Consider the following 16,429-nt stretch of genomic DNA (forward strand, 5'->3'; position numbering starts at 1 on the left):
TGAAACCTCAGGCCTTGATCTTGTCCATGGCCGGGTCGACCATCGGCCCGAAGTGGATGGTGGCGGGCGTCTTTTCCGCCGCGACGACGAGCTCGTAGCTGCCGCTCTTAAGATAGTCGTCGCTGACGCCATCGGGATTGCGGACATAGCCGTAGCCGATATTCTTTCCGAGCGTGTAGCCATAGCCGCCGCTGGTGAGATAGCCGACCGGCTGGCCATTGCGGAGGATCGTTTCGCGGCCGGCGAGCACGATCGCCTGGTCATCGACGGTGAAGCCCATCAGCCGCTTCTTGAGTGGTTGTCCGGCAAGCGCTTCAAGCGCGCGACGGCCGAGGAAATCGGTATTCTTGCGCAGCTTGACCGCCCAGCCGAGGCCGGCTTCGAACGGCGTGTCGTTCGGGGTGATGTCTGAGCTCCAGGCCCGGTATCCCTTTTCCAGACGCAGGGATTCCAGGGCACGGTAACCGATCGGGCGGATGCCATGGCTGGCACCGGCGGCCATGAGCGCATCGTAAACCTGTCCCAGTGCCTTGATCGGAATATGCAGTTCCCAGCCGAGTTCGCCGACATAGGTGACGCGCAGCGCCCTGACGGTCGTGCCGGCGATCTCGATTTCGCGGACATGGCCGAAGGGGAAGGCCGGATTGGAGACATCAGCTGATGTGACGGCGGCCAGCACGTCCCGTGCCCTCGGACCCATCAGCGAGAGCGTGCCCCAATCCTCTGTCATGTCCGAGAGGGTGCAGTTCAGGCCGTCAGGAATATGGTCTGATATCCATCCGAAGTCATGGGTGCGGAAGCCGGTGCCGGTGACGATGTAGAATCGGTCCTCGGCGATGCGGGCGACGGTGATATCGGCCTCGATGCCGCCGCGGGTGTTCAGAAGCTGCGTATAGGTCAGCCGGCCGACCGGCTTGGCGACGTCGTTGGCACAGATCCAGTCGAGTGCCTTCTGGGCATCGGGGCCAGCCAGCTCGTACTTTGCGAAGGATGACTGGTCGAACACGCCCACGGCCTCGCGCACGTGGCGGTGTTCGTCGCCGACCGCCCCGAACCAGTTCTGCCGGCCCATGGAGTAGATGTCCTTTGGCTCCGTGCCTTCAGGGGCGAACCAGTTGGGCCGCTCCCAGCCAAGTTTGGACCCGAACACGGCGCCCGAGTCTTTCAGCCGATCATAGAGCGGCGAGACGAGCCGCGGGCGGCCGCTTTCATATTCCTCATGCGGGAAGGCGATGGTGTAGTGCTTGCCATAGGCCTCCACCGTGCGGTCGCAGACCCATTGCCGATCGCGGTGCATGCTGGCAAAGCGCCTGATGTCGACCACCCAGAGATCGAGCGGGGCCTCTCCATCCACCACCCATTGCGCCAGCACCCAGCCGGCGCCGCCGCCCGAGGCAATGCCGAAGGCGTTGAATCCGGCGCCGACGAACATGTTCTTGCACTCGGGCGCTGCGCCCAGGATGAAATTGCCGTCGGGCGTGAAGCTTTCCGGACCATTGATCATCTGCTTGACGCCGACATGTTCCAGCGCCGGAACGCGCTCGATGGCCTGCATCATATGCTGTTCGAAATGGTCGAAATCGTCGTCGAACAGGCGGAAGGCCCAGTCGTCGGGGAGGTCGCCGGTCAGCCAGGGCTGCGGATTGGGCTCATAGCCGCCCATCACCAGACCGCCAACCTCTTCCTTGAAATAGGTGCGCCGATCCGGATCGCGGATGGTCGGGGCGTCGGTGGAGAGGCCCTCGATCTTCTCGGTGATGATGTATTGGTGCTTGACCGCCTGCAGCGGCACGTTGATGCCCGCCATCGCGCCGACCTGGCGCGCCCATTGCCCGGCGCAGTTGACGACCTTTTCACAGGCGACATCGCCGTCGCTGGTCTTCACGGCGGTGATGCGCCCGTCCTTCATCTCGAAACCGGTGACGCGCACGTTCTCGACGATCCTGGCGCCATGCATGCGCGCACCTTTGGCAAGCGACTGGGTGATGTCGGAGGGGCTTGCCTGTCCGTCGGTGGGCAGCCAGCTGGCGCCGACGAGATCCTCGACATTCATCAGCGGCCACATCCGCTTCACTTCTTCCGGTGAGACAAGATGCATCTCCATGCCGAAACTGCCGGCCGTCGTGGCCAGCCGCTTGAACTCGGTCCAGCGGTCCTGGTTGGTGGCAAGCCGTAGGCAGCCGGTCATCTTCCAGCCGGTTGCCAGCCCGGTCTCGGCCTCAAGACCCTTGTAGAGCTCGACGGAGTATTTCAGGACGCGCGTGATGGAGGCCGAGGAGCGCAGCTGGCCGACAAGGCCGGCTGCGTGCCAGGTCGAGCCGGAGGTTAGCGTGCCCTGTTCGATCAGCAGCACATCGGCCTTGTGATCCCTGGCCAGGTGATAGGCCGTGGAGCAGCCGATGATGCCGCCGCCGATGACGACGATCTGGGCATGGGAGGGCAGGGTCATGAGACGTGTTTCCCGTAGACTGAGTGATAGTGATCGAGCGCTTCTTGCAGGCGCTTTAGGTTTTCGGCCGTGTAGCCGACGTAATCGGCACCGGGCGCATTGAGGTAGAGTTCGGAGGTCATGCTCCACATTGCCTCGCGCAACAGCGAGGCACATTGCATCGCCGCAAGCGAGCGGCGGATATCGAGCGACGGAGCGCCGCCGAAATAGGCGACGAGGAAATCCTCGGACTGGTCGGGCGTGAGGCCGGCATTCGAGGTCGCGCCGGCCAGATCGAACATGGCGGTCGAGAAGCCGGCATATTCGAAATCGATCAGCCAGAGCTTCTCGCCATCATCCAGGAGGTTCGACGGAAGAAGATCGTTATGGGCAAAGACGATTGGGAGAGGCACCTGGACCGCCTCCAACTCCTCAGCGAGGACGAGGTAGCGCGCGAGTTCCGGGATCATCCGGCTGCCGCCGGCCTGAAGCGTTCGGGCATAATCGCGCACCACATGAAACGGCCAGAACATGAAGCCGGGGCCGGAGACATGGCGCGGCATTTCCTTGTGGAAGCGGCGCAGGAGCAGGGCGATCCGCTCGCGTTCGGTGGCGACATCTTCGGCAGAGAAGGTCTTCGCATCCAGGAAGGCAGATACCATCACGCCAGGTTCTGCATATTCCACCTGCGGCGCGAAGCCGGCTTCGTGGGCGGCCTGCGCCGTCATCAGTTCGCGATCGCGATAGACCTGGTGAAACGGAAAATCGATGCCGAAGCGCACGACATGGCGGCCGGAGGCATCGCGGACAACGAAGCTCTCATTGCTGAGGCCGCCCTTGAGGACGGAGATTTCAATCGCACCGTTCCAGCAAGGGAGGGCGGCGATGCGGTCTTCAAGGGTCGGGCTGACGGACACAGCGCTCATGCGATGCGCTCCCTGATGCGCGCCGCGCCGGCCGATATCATCCGGTCGGCGATGATGGCGATGAAAGCCACGGCAAGCCCGGCGACGAGACCACGCCCGGTATCGGCCTTGGTGAGCGCGATATAGACCTCCTGGCCGAGGTCACGGGTGCCGACAAGCGCCGTGATCACCAGCATGGAGAGGGCGAACATGATGGTCTGGTTGAGACCGAGCAGCATTTCCGGAAGGGCGAGCTTCAGCTTGATCTTGGTGAGGATCTGCCAGGGCGTGCAGCCCATGGCGCGACCTGCTTCGACCACCCGGGGATCGACGCGCTGCAGTCCCAGCACGGTGTATCGGATAGCCGGTGCCACGGCGTAGGCGACGATGGCAATGAGCGCGGTGAAATCACCCACCCGGAACAGCATGACCGCCGGCATGAGATAGACGAAGGAGGGCAGCGTCTGCAGCGTGTCGATCACCACCTGCAGCCAGCGCCATAGCCGATCGCGTTCCGAAGCGATGATGCCCAAGGGTATGCCGATCAGGCTGGCGATCACCACCGCTATGCTGCAGAGATAGACCGTCACCATGGCCTTTTCCCACTGGCCTGTTGCGGCAATGAGAAAGGAGAGCAGCCCTGCCAGGAGCCCCAGTCGCAGGCCGCCCAGCCGGTAGCCGGCGATGGCCAGCAGCGCGACGACCCCGACCCATGGCAGTTCCGCAAGGAAGCGTTTGAACGGCACCAGCAGATGCAGCAGCAGGGTCGTGCGGATGGCCTCGAGCGCGTCGAAGAAGTTGATATTGATCCATCCGACGACCTCGTTCCAGAAGGTTCCGGTCGACAGCGTCCAACTGTCCGGCATAGCGGCAAGCGCGGGCGACAGCCAGCTTGCCAGCAGGCTGAGAAGGATGACGGCAAGGGCGGCCGACAGATAGGGATGGCGCTGCACCAGGTTTCGCCCTTCCGCGGCGCCGACCGCGGGAACACCGGATTTCCGGGCAAAGGCCTGGCTTAGCCGATCGAGCGCGACGGCGAGCGCCACGATGGCAAAGCCCGCCTCAAAACCGGCGCCGATATCGAGCCGGCGCAGGGCGGCGAGCACATCGAAGCCGAGACCTCCGGCCCCGATCATCGAGGCTATGATTACCATGTTCAGCGACAGCATGATGACCTGGTTGACGCCGACCATCAAGGCGTCGGCCGCAGAGGGCACCATGACGTTCCAGGTCATCTGGCGGCGGGAGCAGCCGACCATGTGCCCGAGATCCCGGATCTCGGAGGGTACTGCGCGCAATCCGAGGATCGTAATCCGGACCATCGGCGGCATGGCATAGATCAGGGTGCCGACGATCGCCGCCGTCGGCCCGAAGCCGAAGAGGAACAGGATGGGCACCAGATAGGCAAAGATCGGTATGGTCTGCATCAGGTCGAGAAGCGGCGTAATCGCCCGCTCGACCAGCGGCCAGCGATAGCCGGCGAGACCGAGCAGCAGGCCCAGGACGACGCCGATCGGCACGGCAACCAGGATCGATGCCAGCGTGACCATGGCGCTTGTCCATTGGCCGAAAACGGCGAGAAAACCAAAGCACACCACGACAAGGGCCGCCAGGCGCCGCCCGCCCGCATGATATCCCATCAGGCCGACCAGGATGATGACGCCGAGATAGGAGAGCGGCGGCACCACCTGCACCGCCGCCGAGCCCTGGCCGGAGAGGAAGCCGGTAGAAAGCAGGCTGAGCGCCAGCGTGTAGGGAATGTCGATCAGCCCGGCGATGAACCGCGTGAGGTCGGTGAAGGAGAAGAGGCCGAGGCTTGCCTCGTTGACCAGCCATTTCATCCATTGGCTGATATGGCGGGCTGCGGGTATCTGCCAGCCGCGAGGATAATCGAACGCCCATTTGCCGAGGGATGGGCCGAGCCACCAGGCCAGAAGCACCAGGGCGCCGACGACGGTCAGGGCCAAGGTGGCGAAGCGGGTCGAAGGCGCCGGAGCGGTGGTCGCAACAGAGCTGAACGGTGATGCGGAAACCTCGCTCATCGCGTCACCCCTGCATCATCACATCGACGACATCGCTGCGCCGCAAAATTCCGACCGTCTGGCCAGTGCAATCCATGACAGCGAGCGTTTCTCCCGCTGCTGCAAACAACGGCGCCGCTTCCGCAACCGATGCCGTGTCGCGGATCGTGATCGGCGGAAGCGAGCCGCCCAAGGCCTGCTTCAGCGAGGCAACCTTGATCACCTTGGCGCGTGCGACGTTGCGGGTGAATTCGGCGACGTAGTCCGTCGCCGGCGCTAGCACCAGTTCTTCCGGCGTGCCGGCCTGGACGATCTCCCCGTCCTTCATGATGGCGATACGATCGGCCAGCCGGATCGCTTCGTCGAAATCATGGGTAATGAAGACGATGGTCTTCTTCAGCACGGATTGCAGACGCATGAATTCGTCCTGCATTTCCCGCCTGATCAACGGGTCGAGCGCCGAGAAAGGTTCGTCCAGGAACCACAGTTCCGGCTCGACGGCGAGCGAGCGGGCAATGCCGACGCGCTGCTGCTGGCCGCCCGAAAGCTGGCGCGGAAAGACACTCTCCTTGCCGGCAAGCCCGACCAGTTCGATCATGCGCCGCGCCCGTTCGTCGCGTCTTGCTCGGTCGATGCCCTGCACCTCCAGCGGGAAGGCGACATTGTCGAGCACCGTCAGATGCGGCAGCAGGGCAAAATGCTGAAACACCATGCCCATCTGGTGGCGGCGGATCTCGATCATCCGCGCCTCGCTGGCGGATAGCAGATTTTCGCCATTGAACAGGATTTCGCCCGAGGTGGGCTCGATCAGCCGGGAGAGGCAGCGCACCAGTGTGGATTTGCCGGAGCCAGACAGGCCCATGATCACGAAGATCTCGCCGGTTCGAACCTCCAGATTGACATCCCTGACGGCGCCGACGAGACCCGCACGAAGGAAGTCCTGCGGCGCCGGCGTTCCCCCCGCGGCGAGCAAGGCTTCCCGTGCGCCTGTACCGAATATCTTCCAGACATTGCGGCAGACGAGTTTGGCTTCAGTCGACATGGCAGTTCCGCAGGGCACTTCCGCTGATGACAGGACGAATGACGGCCGGTCCGTTTCCAGGGGCCGGCCTGTCCGGGGAACGGTCACCCGCGCAGCAGCGCAACGCGGGAGACCTCAGCCAGGCTTGTTACTTCTTGATCCAGCCGGACCAGCGGGCCTCGTTGGCGCTGACCCATTCGGCCGCGACCTCGTCAACCTTCTTGCCCTCAAGGTCGACCTTGGTGATCATCGCCCCCATCTCGTCATTGTTGAGATTGAAGGCCTTGATGGCCTGGTAGGCACCCGGCCACTTGTCCTTCACGCCGGACCAGCCGACTTTCCAGATCGGTCCGAAAGGCTTGCCGCAATCATAGGCCATGTCGGGATTGGAACCCCAGGCAGGTTCGTTGTAGCATTCCTTGGTATAGGTCGGGAATTCGACCCATTCGCCCTTGTACTTTGCCGGCGCCCAATGCGGCGCGTAGATCCACAGCATGATCGGCGCCTTGCGCTGATAGGCGCTTTCCAGCTCTGCGAAGAGTGCTGCATCCGTGCCGGCGTGAACCACTTCGAACGGCAGTTCCAAGGCTTCGACACGCTCGTCGTCGAAGCCGCCCCAGGTCACCGGGCCGCCGAGATAGCGACCCTTCGGTGCCGTTTCCGCTGTCGAGAAGGCTTCGGCGCAAGCCTCTTCCTTCAGCGCTTCCCATTTGGGCAGGCCGGGGCACTTCTCCTTCATGTATTCGGGGAACCACCACTCTTCCTTGGCCTGCATCCCGGTTTCGCCAAGGTTTTCCACCTTGCCGGTTGCGGTCGCGGCATCCATGGCCTCGCGCCCTGTCGTTTCCCAGATTTCCATGGCGACATGCAGGTCGCCGGATTCCAGGCCTGCAAATTGTGCGAGATAATCGGCCTGTACGTATTCGATGGAGTAACCGGCCTTCTTGAGCACTTCTCCCATGATCTGGGTGGTGATCAACTGGCCCGTCCAGTCATGCAGCGTCAGCTTGATCGGATCCTTAGATTCCTGCGCCGAAACCGGTGTGGCGAGCCAGGAGGCGGTGATCAGCAGCGTTGCGGCGATTGTCCTCGGCATGCGGTCAAGATAAGGCATTCGAGTTCTCCCAGTAGAGCCCGTTGAAAATCCACAGAACTGGCAAGGCACCCGGTCGTCGTTCCCCGTACTTTTCGTATCTGATGACGAACGTGTGTATGGCCACAGTGTCGGGTCAAGGGAGAGGACTTGTCAATCTCGTTTTGTGGTATTTTGTGATTATCTGACCGATTATGTGGTAATCGGTTGCGGGCGCGGTCGTCATGCTGGACAGGCCGACCTTGGGAGACTGGAGAGTTAGATGCCCCCTTCTAAGCGGCAGAGAGAGATCTTGCGGGTGCTGGAGCACGAGGGAACGGTGGCCCTTTCGACGCTCGCGCGCAAGCTCGACGTCTCGCTGGAAACGATCAGACGGGACATCAAGCCGCTGGCCGATAGCGGCAGCCTGATCAAGATGCACGGCGCGATCGGCCTGGCTTCCACGATCGGCGAGGCGCCGTTCGAGCGGCGGATGCGCGAGAATAGCGAGGCGAAGCGGGCTATCGCGGCGGCGGTTGCCGCGACGATCCGGGATGGTGATTCGATCATGATGGATACCGGCACCACCACGAGCTTTTTGGCGCGGGAACTGATCGGCCATCGGCGCCTCACCGTCGTCACCAATTCCTCCGACATCGCCCGTACGCTCGCCACGTTGAACGACAATAAGGTCTACATGGCCGGCGGCGAATTGCGCAGCGACAATGGTGCGGCCTTCGGCAGCACGGCGATTGATTTCATCAACCGCTTCTCCGTCACCCATGCCATCATCTCGACCGGTGCGGTCAATGCGCAGGGCATGATGGATTACGACCTGGAAGAAGCGGAATTCGCCCGCACGGTGCTCATGCGCGGACGCCGCACATTGGTGGTGACCGACCACAGCAAGTTCGGACGGGAGGGGCTGGTGCGCGTCTGCGGATTCGACGCTATCACCGAACTCGCGACCGACAAGGCCCCACCAACCGAAATTGCTGAGGCCATCGAAACGGCCGGAGCACGCTTGTTGCTAGTTTAGGAAGATTGCTCTGCCGGCTACATCCGCCTGACATTGCTCATCATGATGCGCATGGCGCGGATCGCGGCCTCGAGATCCTGGGGATCAACGCCCTCGATCAGGGCTTTCTCACGGGCCAGCGCGATTTCGATGATGGTCGCGTGCAGTTCGTAGCCCTTGTCATTCAGCCACCAGGTGCGCTTGCGCGGGTCCGTCTCGGCCGAGACCGAGCCGAGATAGCCCATCTCGTCCAGGGTTGCCAGCGCCCGGCTGGCGGCGGCCTTGTCGAGGTTGACGACTTCGCAAATGCGGGCCGCGGTGATTTCCGGCTCGATGGCCAGCATGGAAATCGTGCGCCACTCGCTGATGCCAATCCCGAACCGTTCGCGATAGATCGCCGACGCGCCGCGGGACAGCGCGTTGTTGATGCTGGACAGGAAGAAGGGGATGTAGTTGCTGATGTCGAGGATCTCGACGCCGTCCCGCGTCGTGATGGAGCTCGAAATCCGGCCTTCCGGGCATGTTTCGGCTGCCGTGGCGTCGCCGCCTTTGCTTGGCCCGTTGGATGGGGTCATCAACTCAACTCTTTCAGCGCCTTTGCCAGACCGCCAAGATCGAACTTCCACTCCTCCAACATGGCGCGCGTTATCGGTTGCGATCGTCGCAGAAGCTGTCGGGCGGCCATGTGTTCGCCAGCGGAATTGATCGTTTCCACGGCCAACAACTGGCCCATTTTGAAGCGAAACACAAGCTTGCGGGCGCCGATCTGCTCCACGGCGACATCCTCGTCGGCACCGGTGCCCAGCCCTGCGATCTGCAATTTCCAGTCCGCCTGATCGCTCCAGAACCAGGGGACGGCATCATAGGATGTGTGTTTGCCGGTCAGCCGCCGGGCAATGAGGCGTGCCTGGTCGCTGGCGGCCTGCACGGATTCGAGCCTGATCAGACTGCCGCCGACCGGATCGGGAAAGGCCGCGCAATCGCCTAGCGCCGAGATCGCCGGATCGTCCGTCAGAAGCGTGGAATCGACCACGATGCCGTTGTCGACGGTCAATCCCGCGGTCTGCGCCAGTTCGACATTGGGCCGCACGCCTGCCGCTAAGAGGATCATGTCGCAGGGCAGTTCCGTTCCATCAGTGAGCCTAACGCCATGGGCCGCCCCGTCCGACCCAAGGATCACCTCCGCAACGCCGGTGCCGAGAACAATCCGTGTGCCAAGCGCTTCGTGGAACCGCCGGAAATGCTCGGACATCGCCGGAGAGATGGCGCGGGCCATCAGCCGGGAGGCGGCCTCCACCACCGTCACGTCATGACTGCCCGAAATCGCGACGGCTGCGAATTCCAGTCCGATGAAGCCGCCACCGATGACGACAATCCGACGCCTGACGGCCAGCCGATCGCGCAGCCGGTCGGCATCGACCGATGTGCGCAAGCCGAAGATATTGGCGGCGTCCAGCCCTGGTATCGGCGGCACGGCGTTGCGAGCGCCGGTCGCCAGGACCAGGTGATCGTAGTCGACAAGGCCTCCTGTCAGCGTTTCCACCAGGCCTTGCTCGCGGTCTATGCGGATCGCGCGCTCCGGCACCATCATCCGGATCGCGTTACGTTCGTAGAAACTTCCGGGTCTCAGCTGGATCGTCTCGACGCGGCCGTCCTTGAGATAAGCCTTGGACAGGGGCGGGCGTTGATAGGGCAGGCCCGGCTCGTCGCCGATCATGGTGATCGGGCCCTCAAAGCCTTCCTGGCGTAGGCATGCGGCCAGTTGAAAGCCGCCCTGGCCCGTGCCGATAATGACGACCCCGTTGCTGCTATCCGGCGTCATGTCTGGCTCTCCGGCAGATGGATGACCAGGCCATCCAGGTCGGCGGCAATACGGATCTGGCAGGATAGCCGGCTTGTCGGCCTGACCTCGCAGACCGCGCTTTCCAGCATGTCGTCCTCGCCATCGGCACGCGGCCCGACCTTGTCCGCCCAGGCATCATCGACATAGCAGTGACAGGTGGCGCACATCATCGAGCCGCCGCATTCGCCGATGATGCCGTCGACGTCATTGGCCAGCGCCGCGCGCATGACGTTGTCGCCGTCGTCCGCCTCAACTTCGGTCCTTGCGCCATCATGGGCGACGAAAACAATCCGTGTCATGGGAGCTCCTACTTTCCGACAAACCGCAGCGGCATGCGATCGAGCGCGCGGATGGCATTGTTCGGCCGCCAGACCGCCTCTCCGGCGAACTCGATTCGATCCACTTTCTCCGTGAGCACCGTCAGAACCGTTTCCAGTTCCAGCCGGGCGAGGTTCTGCCCCACGCAGCCATGCACGCCCGCGCCAAACGCCATGTGCCCTACAGGTTTTCGATCGATGCGGAAGACTTCAGGTTCACCCCATTTGTTCGGATCGAGATTGGCGGAGGCCAGGGCACACAGGATCTTGGTTCCCTCGGCAATGCCGAGACCGCCCACTTCAGTGTCCTGGTTCGCGGTCCGGGCGAAGGTGTGGACCGGGGAGGTGAAGCGAAGCACTTCTTCGAAGCACGGGCGCGCCAGCGTCGGATCGGCCTTCAGCCGTTCGTATTCGCCAGGGTTTGATGCCAGGCACCACAGCGCGCTGCCAATGCCGGTCACGGTCGTATCCACACCAGCCGACAGGAAGGAGCGAACCAGCATGGCGGCCTCTTCCGGCGTCACCTCGCCATCATCTGCGGCCCCGTAGATCAGCGCTCCCAGGCCATCGGTAGTCAGACGCTCGCGGGCGCAGGCTGCGGTGATCCAGGGAACGATGTCGGCTGCCTGGTCCATGGCGGCGCGGCGGAACTTGTTGTCCGGACCGAGGGCGTTGAACACCATGGCACCGTAGTCCACCAGTCGGCGACGGTCGCTATCCACCATGCCGACGGCCTTTGGAAAGACCGCGACCGGGAAGGCTTCCGCCAGATCCACCACGGCCTCGAAGGTGCCGCGCTCGATCAACTGGTCGATGATCTCTTCCGCCGCTGCCCGAAAATCCTCCTTCAGCCCCGCGATCGCCTTCGGTGAAAGGGCGCGAGCCATCACCTTGCGGGTCTTGGTGTGATCCGGCGGATCGACCTCGAGGATAATCGATGGCGGGCGCCAGGGTTTTCCGTATTTGAAGTCGTTGAGGCCGACACCGCGAGACGACACGAACCGGGCATGGTCGGAAAAGATTTCCCGCGTCTCGTCATAGCGACCCGACGCCAGCACCGACCATTTCGGGATATAGACCAGCGGGCCGCGGGCGCGCAGTTCGGCGTAATAAGCCTGGGGGTCGAGGAGGATTTCCTCGGCATAGGGATCGATATCCCATACAGGGATGCCTGATGCGGGCTCGAATACCTTGTGGCCTTCAATCATAGTGATATTCATGGGCTTGTCTCTCCTCGCCGGTCAGCCGTGGGCCACGCCGATATGGCGCTCCAGCAAGTCCGGTTGTTGTTTGAGGGCGTCGGCGCTGCCGTCATAGACGATGGCGCCGTTGGTGATGACGATCGCGCGTGTGGCGAAGGCGAGGGCTGCAGCGGCATGCTGCTCCACCAGCACCACGGTGCGTCGTCCGTCGGCGGCAAGCTGCTCGAAAGCGCGCATCAATTGCTCGCAGATGACTGGGGCCAGGCCTTCCAGTGGCTCGTCCAGCAGGATCACCTCGGGCTCGGTCATCAGGGTGCGGGCGATTGTCAGCATCTGCTGTTCGCCGCCCGAGAGCTGGGTGCCGCCGTTTTTGCGGCGTTCCTTCAGGCGCGGGAAAAGCGCATAGGCCTCGTCGAGCGAGGCGCTGCCGCGCATGACGGCGGTGAGATTTTCCTCGACGGTCAGCGACGGGAAGATGTCACGGGTCTGGGGAACGAGACCCAACCCGCGCATGGAGCGCTGATGCGGCGAAAGCCGGGAAATGTCTTCCTCGCCAAGGCGAATACGCCCCTCATGCAGCCGGGACAGGCCCATGATGGTGGACAGCATGGTGGTCTTGCCCGCGCCATTGCGCCCGATCACGGCAATCCGTTCGCCGCGGGTGATCGCCAGCGAAAGGCCGCGCAGGATATGGGTCTGGCCATAGCCGGCAGTGACATTCTCCAGTGTCAGGGCCATCGGGGTTGCGGCTTCAACCATGGTGCGCCTCCCCGAGATAGAGTTGGCGTACGCGCGGATCGCCACTGATCTCCTGGGGGCTGCCTTCCATCAGGATGCGCCCATTGACCAGGACAACGATGGAGCGGGCGACGCGGAAGACGAGATCCATGTCGTGCTCGATGATCAGCACCGCCAACTCGGCCGGCAGTCGCTCGATGGCTTGAAGGATGAGATGGCTCTCACTGGAGGGCACGCCGGCCGCCGGCTCGTCCAGGATGACGACACGCGGCCTGAGCGCCAGCGTCAGGGCTAGTTCCACGAGCCGCTGCTGCCCGTAGGCCAACAGATGGATCGGCCTGTCCGCCAAGGACATCAGCGCGAACTGATCGAGAAGGGCCTCGATCTCGGCCTCGACCGAGGGATCACCGGCCGCCCGGCCGAAGATCCGCCCGCCGCGTCCCAGCCGCTCCAGAATCGGCAGGCGGATGTTCTCGCGCACGGTCAGTGTGCGGAACAGGGTTGTGATCTGGAATGTCTTGGCGATGCCTCGCTTCACCCGTTCGGCTTCACCGAGATTGCCGATATCGACGCCATCGAAGCGGATGGCGCCGGAACTGGGGGTGAGTTTCCCCGTCACCAGATTGGCAAAGGTGGTCTTGCCTGCCCCGTTCGGCCCAATCAGCGCCTTTCGTGCGCCGGGCGGCAGATCGAAATCGATATTCTCCGCCACTGTCAGGCCGCCGAAGGATTTTTTGAGCCCGCGAACTTCAAGACCTTGCATTGTTGTTCCTCCTGATCAGCGAGGAAAGTGCCTTTGGCAGGTCCAGGATGCCCGTGGGCACGAAGAAGACGATGGCGAGTACCATGGCGCCGATCACGAATAGCCAATTGAAGGGGTCGACGGCCGCGGCCACGTGATGGACCGTCATGAAGATGACGACGCCGATCACGGCCCCATGAAGCCGCCCGGCACCGCCGAGGATGAGCATGATCAGCGCCTCTGCCGAGAGATTGAAGGCATAGGCTTCCAGGCTGACGAGCTGGGTGACCTGCGCCGCGAGCGCCCCTGCAATACCGGCGATGGCGCCGCCGATTGTATAGACCGTGACCAGCCGCCAATAGACCGGGCTTCCGATCGCGACCATGCGGGCGGCGCTGTCTCTCACCCCGCGGATCGACAGGCCGAGCGGCGAGGCGGTGACGATCTTCAAGACGACATAGCAGAGACAGACGACGACCAGCGCATACCAGTAGCCGGTGCGGCCGACGAAATCGAACTTGAAGAGCCCGAGCACCGGCTCCATGCGGATGCCGCGCAAACCATCGGCGCCACCGGTCAGGTCGCGGGCCTTGTTGGCAATCTCCTGGCAAATGAGCGTGATGGCGATGGATAGCATCAGCAAGGTAAGCCCATGGGTGCGCATCAAAAGCAGCCCCGAGACGAAGGCGAGAGCCGCGCCTGCTGCCGCACCCACGGCAAGACCGATGATCGGATCGCCTGAGACATGGACCGCGAAAAGGCCGGCTGCATAAGCCCCCGTTCCATAGAGGGCGGCATGTCCCAGCGTGGCGATGCCGGCATAGCCAAGGACCAGATCGAGCGAGAGCACGAACAGGATCATGATCAGGAAGCGGGTGACCAGCGCCAGATCGTAGGGGAAGGCAAAATAGGCCGCGATCGCCAGTGTCAGCATGACAATTTCTGGAAGCAGCGGCAGGCGGCGACCAAAACGGCTTGGCTTGGCGGCGGTGAGGTCGTGAAGGGTCATGTCACGCCTTTCCCAACAGGCCGGCGGGGCGCACGGCGAGAAGCGCCATCACGGCGGCGAAGAAGATGATGGTGCCAAAATCCGGGATCAGGTAGCGCGAGGCGGTCTCAAGGATGCCGAGCGCGATCGCGGCGGCAAAGGAGCCGGAGATCGACCCCAGGCCGCCGACTGCGACGACAATCAGGAACAGCATCATGTAGCGCAGCGGGTAATAGGCATCGACCGGCAGAAGCTCTGATCCCAGGATGCCGCCAAGGGCAGCCAATGCCGCACCCAGGCAGAAGGTGGCGGCATAGATGGTGTCTGTGTTGATGCCGAGCGCGCTGGCGATGTTGCGATTGTCGACGGCGGCGCGGAGCCGCGTGCCGAACCGGCTGCGCTCCAGCATGAGATAGAGCCCGACGATGACGGCAAGGCCGATGGCTATGACGATGAGCCGGTGCGCCGGCAAAACCCGGAAGCCAAGATCAACCGATTGCTGCAGGAATGCCGGCAGCGGAATGGCGAGGAGACTGGACCCGAGCAGCTTGTTGACGATGGCTATGACCATAAAGGTGATGCCGATGGTCGCCAGGACCTGCTGCAACTCGCCCAGGCCATAGATGCGGCGAAACAGCAATCGCTCGCTGACGAAGGCAAGTGTGATCACGCCTGCGATGGCAAGTGGCACGGCCATGAGGTAGCCAAGGCCGATCTTCAGAATGAGAACATGGGCCAGCGCGCCGCCGATCAGGGCAAAGGCACCATGGGCTAGGTTGATCACGCGCATCAGGCCCATGGTGACGGACAGGCCGACGGAGATCATGAACAGGATCATGCCGTAAGCGATGCCGTCGATGGCGATGTTGAGAATGAGGGACATCGTCTGCTCCGGGAAGGCGAGGGGAGCCGTCCATCCGCGCCGTTGCGCGGATGGGGCATGCCTCGTGACGAAGTGGGTGCTTACTGGGTCCAGCCGAGATCGCCGACGGTGGCGATCACGCCTTTTTCGCGGTTGACGAGCAAGCCCGTTTCCTTGTCGCGCTCGACCTCGCGGATATAGACATTCTGCTTGACCGTGTGGGTTTCCGGATCCATCTCCAGCGGACCGCGCGGGCTATCCCATTTCAGGCCCTGCACCGCTTCCAGGGCTTTTGGACCATCGCTGCCGGCGGCCTTCACCATTTCGTAGATCAGATGCGTGCCGTCATAGGCGCCGACCGAGGCCCAGTTGGCGACCGCCCCGGGAAATTTCGCGGCGAGAGCCTTGGTGAATTCGCGGTTGAGGTCGGACTCATGGGCGCCGGAATAGTGATAGGCCGTGGTCAGCCCGATCGCGGCATCGCCCAGTGCCTGCAAATTGGATTCCTCGGTTTCGGCCGTCCCGAGAAAGCGGATGCCGGCCGCGGCGAGGCCATTTTCGTTATAGGTCTTGGTGAAGCCGAAGGTCGGCGGCCCGCCCGGCAGGAATGCAAAGACCGCATTGGGTGACTGGCCGCGCACACGCTGGATGAAGGGGGTGAAATCCGTCGTGGCGACCGGCATGCGGATGGTGTCCACAACGGTGCCGCCCTTCTTCTCAAAGGCCGACTTGAAGGCCTTCTCGGCATCGATACCGGGGCCATAGTCTGAAACGGCCGTCACGACAGTCTTTATGCCCTGGTCAAAGGCCCAGTCTGCCAGCGGCACGGAAACCTGCCACAGCGTGTAGCTCGACCGCAGGAAGTACCGCGATCCCTTGTTGATCGCCGATGTCGCGGCGTTGAAAATCACGGTTGGGGTTTCGGACTGGTCGATTAGGGGTGCCACGGCGAGTGCGTTGGGCGTGAAGGTGAATCCAGCGAGATAGTCCACCTCTTCGCGGATCAGCAGTTCCTGCGCCAGGGTCTTCGCCAGATCCGGATTGGCGCCGCCCACATCCTTGTAGATGAACTCGATCGTATGTTCGCCGGCCTTGTTGCCGTGCTTGGCGACATAGACCTCGATCGCTTCCTTGTATTGCTTGCCATAGATGGCAAACGGACCGGAAAACTCGGCAATGACACCCACCTTGATGGTGTCGGCCCAACTGACGCCGGCGCACAGCATCGCCATCGCTGCACCGAGGACAGCGCTCTTCAAATTCGGCATGTGA

Annotated in this window: 15 protein-coding genes; 1 reads left to right on the forward strand and 14 read right to left on the reverse strand. The window is 63.0% G+C overall.

Features of this window, described 5'->3' with window-relative positions; genetic code table 11:
* Positions 1-7: 7 nt before the first annotated feature.
* From B9A97_RS09240 to B9A97_RS09260, 5 genes are all read right to left on the reverse strand, one after another.
* A complete protein-coding gene (locus tag B9A97_RS09240; protein WP_084365042.1) occupies positions 8-2,449 on the reverse strand; it encodes a GcvT family protein in 2,442 nt (813 codons plus the stop codon).
* The gene (locus tag B9A97_RS09245) at positions 2,446-3,354 is read right to left on the reverse strand and encodes a choline kinase family protein (RefSeq protein WP_084365043.1); all 909 of its coding nucleotides are present in this window, start codon (positions 3,352-3,354) and stop codon (positions 2,446-2,448) included. Before B9A97_RS09245 ends, B9A97_RS09240 begins: the two co-directional genes overlap by 4 nt.
* Complete coding sequence (locus B9A97_RS09250) at positions 3,351-5,375, reverse strand: ABC transporter permease (RefSeq protein WP_084365044.1); 2,025 nt, start codon at positions 5,373-5,375, stop codon at positions 3,351-3,353. The genes B9A97_RS09245 and B9A97_RS09250 overlap by 4 nt, the downstream gene beginning before the upstream one ends.
* Before the next feature lie 4 nt (positions 5,376-5,379).
* The gene (locus B9A97_RS09255; protein WP_084365045.1) at positions 5,380-6,396 is read right to left on the reverse strand and encodes a quaternary amine ABC transporter ATP-binding protein; all 1,017 of its coding nucleotides are present in this window, start codon (positions 6,394-6,396) and stop codon (positions 5,380-5,382) included.
* Between the two features lie 127 nt (positions 6,397-6,523).
* Positions 6,524-7,471 (reverse strand): ABC transporter substrate-binding protein, encoded by a 948-nt coding sequence (locus tag B9A97_RS09260; RefSeq protein ID WP_244564172.1) that lies wholly within the window; start codon positions 7,469-7,471, stop codon positions 6,524-6,526.
* Positions 7,472-7,730: 259 nt separating this feature from the next.
* On the opposite strand from B9A97_RS09260, the gene B9A97_RS09265 reads away from it, so the two are divergent.
* Entirely contained in the window at positions 7,731-8,486 is a 756-nt protein-coding gene (locus tag B9A97_RS09265; RefSeq protein ID WP_084365047.1) for a DeoR/GlpR family DNA-binding transcription regulator, read from the forward strand.
* Between the two features lie 17 nt (positions 8,487-8,503).
* Here B9A97_RS09265 and B9A97_RS09270 read toward each other — a convergent pair whose 3' ends face one another.
* The 9 genes from B9A97_RS09270 to B9A97_RS09310 all read right to left on the reverse strand — a co-directional run bounded on the left by B9A97_RS09270 (position 8,504) and on the right by B9A97_RS09310 (position 16,425).
* Positions 8,504-9,040 carry a MarR family winged helix-turn-helix transcriptional regulator gene (locus tag B9A97_RS09270; RefSeq protein WP_084365048.1) on the reverse strand — a complete coding sequence of 179 codons (537 nt, stop codon included), beginning with the start codon at positions 9,038-9,040 and terminating at the stop codon, positions 8,504-8,506.
* Positions 9,040-10,287, reverse strand: coding sequence for an NAD(P)/FAD-dependent oxidoreductase (locus B9A97_RS09275; protein ID WP_084365049.1), 1,248 nt, complete (start codon positions 10,285-10,287; stop codon positions 9,040-9,042). Before B9A97_RS09275 ends, B9A97_RS09270 begins: the two co-directional genes overlap by 1 nt.
* Positions 10,284-10,607, reverse strand: coding sequence for a 2Fe-2S iron-sulfur cluster-binding protein (locus B9A97_RS09280; protein ID WP_084365050.1), 324 nt, complete (start codon positions 10,605-10,607; stop codon positions 10,284-10,286). The genes B9A97_RS09275 and B9A97_RS09280 overlap by 4 nt, the downstream gene beginning before the upstream one ends.
* Positions 10,608-10,615: 8 nt before the next feature.
* The gene (locus tag B9A97_RS09285) at positions 10,616-11,845 is read right to left on the reverse strand and encodes a cytochrome P450 (RefSeq protein ID WP_244564166.1); all 1,230 of its coding nucleotides are present in this window, start codon (positions 11,843-11,845) and stop codon (positions 10,616-10,618) included.
* A gap of 21 nt (positions 11,846-11,866) precedes the next feature.
* On the reverse strand, positions 11,867-12,586 hold the full coding sequence (locus B9A97_RS09290) for an ABC transporter ATP-binding protein (protein WP_084365051.1): 720 nt from the start codon (positions 12,584-12,586) through the stop codon (positions 11,867-11,869).
* Positions 12,579-13,328: an ABC transporter ATP-binding protein gene (locus tag B9A97_RS09295; protein WP_084365052.1), complete on the reverse strand. Its 750-nt coding sequence runs from the start codon at positions 13,326-13,328 to the stop codon at positions 12,579-12,581. The genes B9A97_RS09290 and B9A97_RS09295 overlap by 8 nt, the downstream gene beginning before the upstream one ends.
* Complete coding sequence (locus B9A97_RS09300; protein WP_084365053.1) at positions 13,315-14,316, reverse strand: branched-chain amino acid ABC transporter permease; 1,002 nt, start codon at positions 14,314-14,316, stop codon at positions 13,315-13,317. The genes B9A97_RS09295 and B9A97_RS09300 overlap by 14 nt, the downstream gene beginning before the upstream one ends.
* A 1-nt stretch (position 14,317) precedes the next feature.
* Positions 14,318-15,178, reverse strand: a complete 861-nt coding sequence (locus B9A97_RS09305; protein ID WP_084365054.1) for a branched-chain amino acid ABC transporter permease — start codon at positions 15,176-15,178, stop codon at positions 14,318-14,320.
* 80 nt (positions 15,179-15,258) lie between these two features.
* Entirely contained in the window at positions 15,259-16,425 is a 1,167-nt protein-coding gene (locus B9A97_RS09310; RefSeq protein WP_143530387.1) for an ABC transporter substrate-binding protein, read from the reverse strand.
* Between the last annotated feature and the right edge of the window lie 4 nt (positions 16,426-16,429).

It is taken from the genome of Rhizobium sp. RU36D (assembly GCF_900176345.1).
Lineage (GTDB): Bacteria > Pseudomonadota > Alphaproteobacteria > Rhizobiales > Rhizobiaceae > Allorhizobium.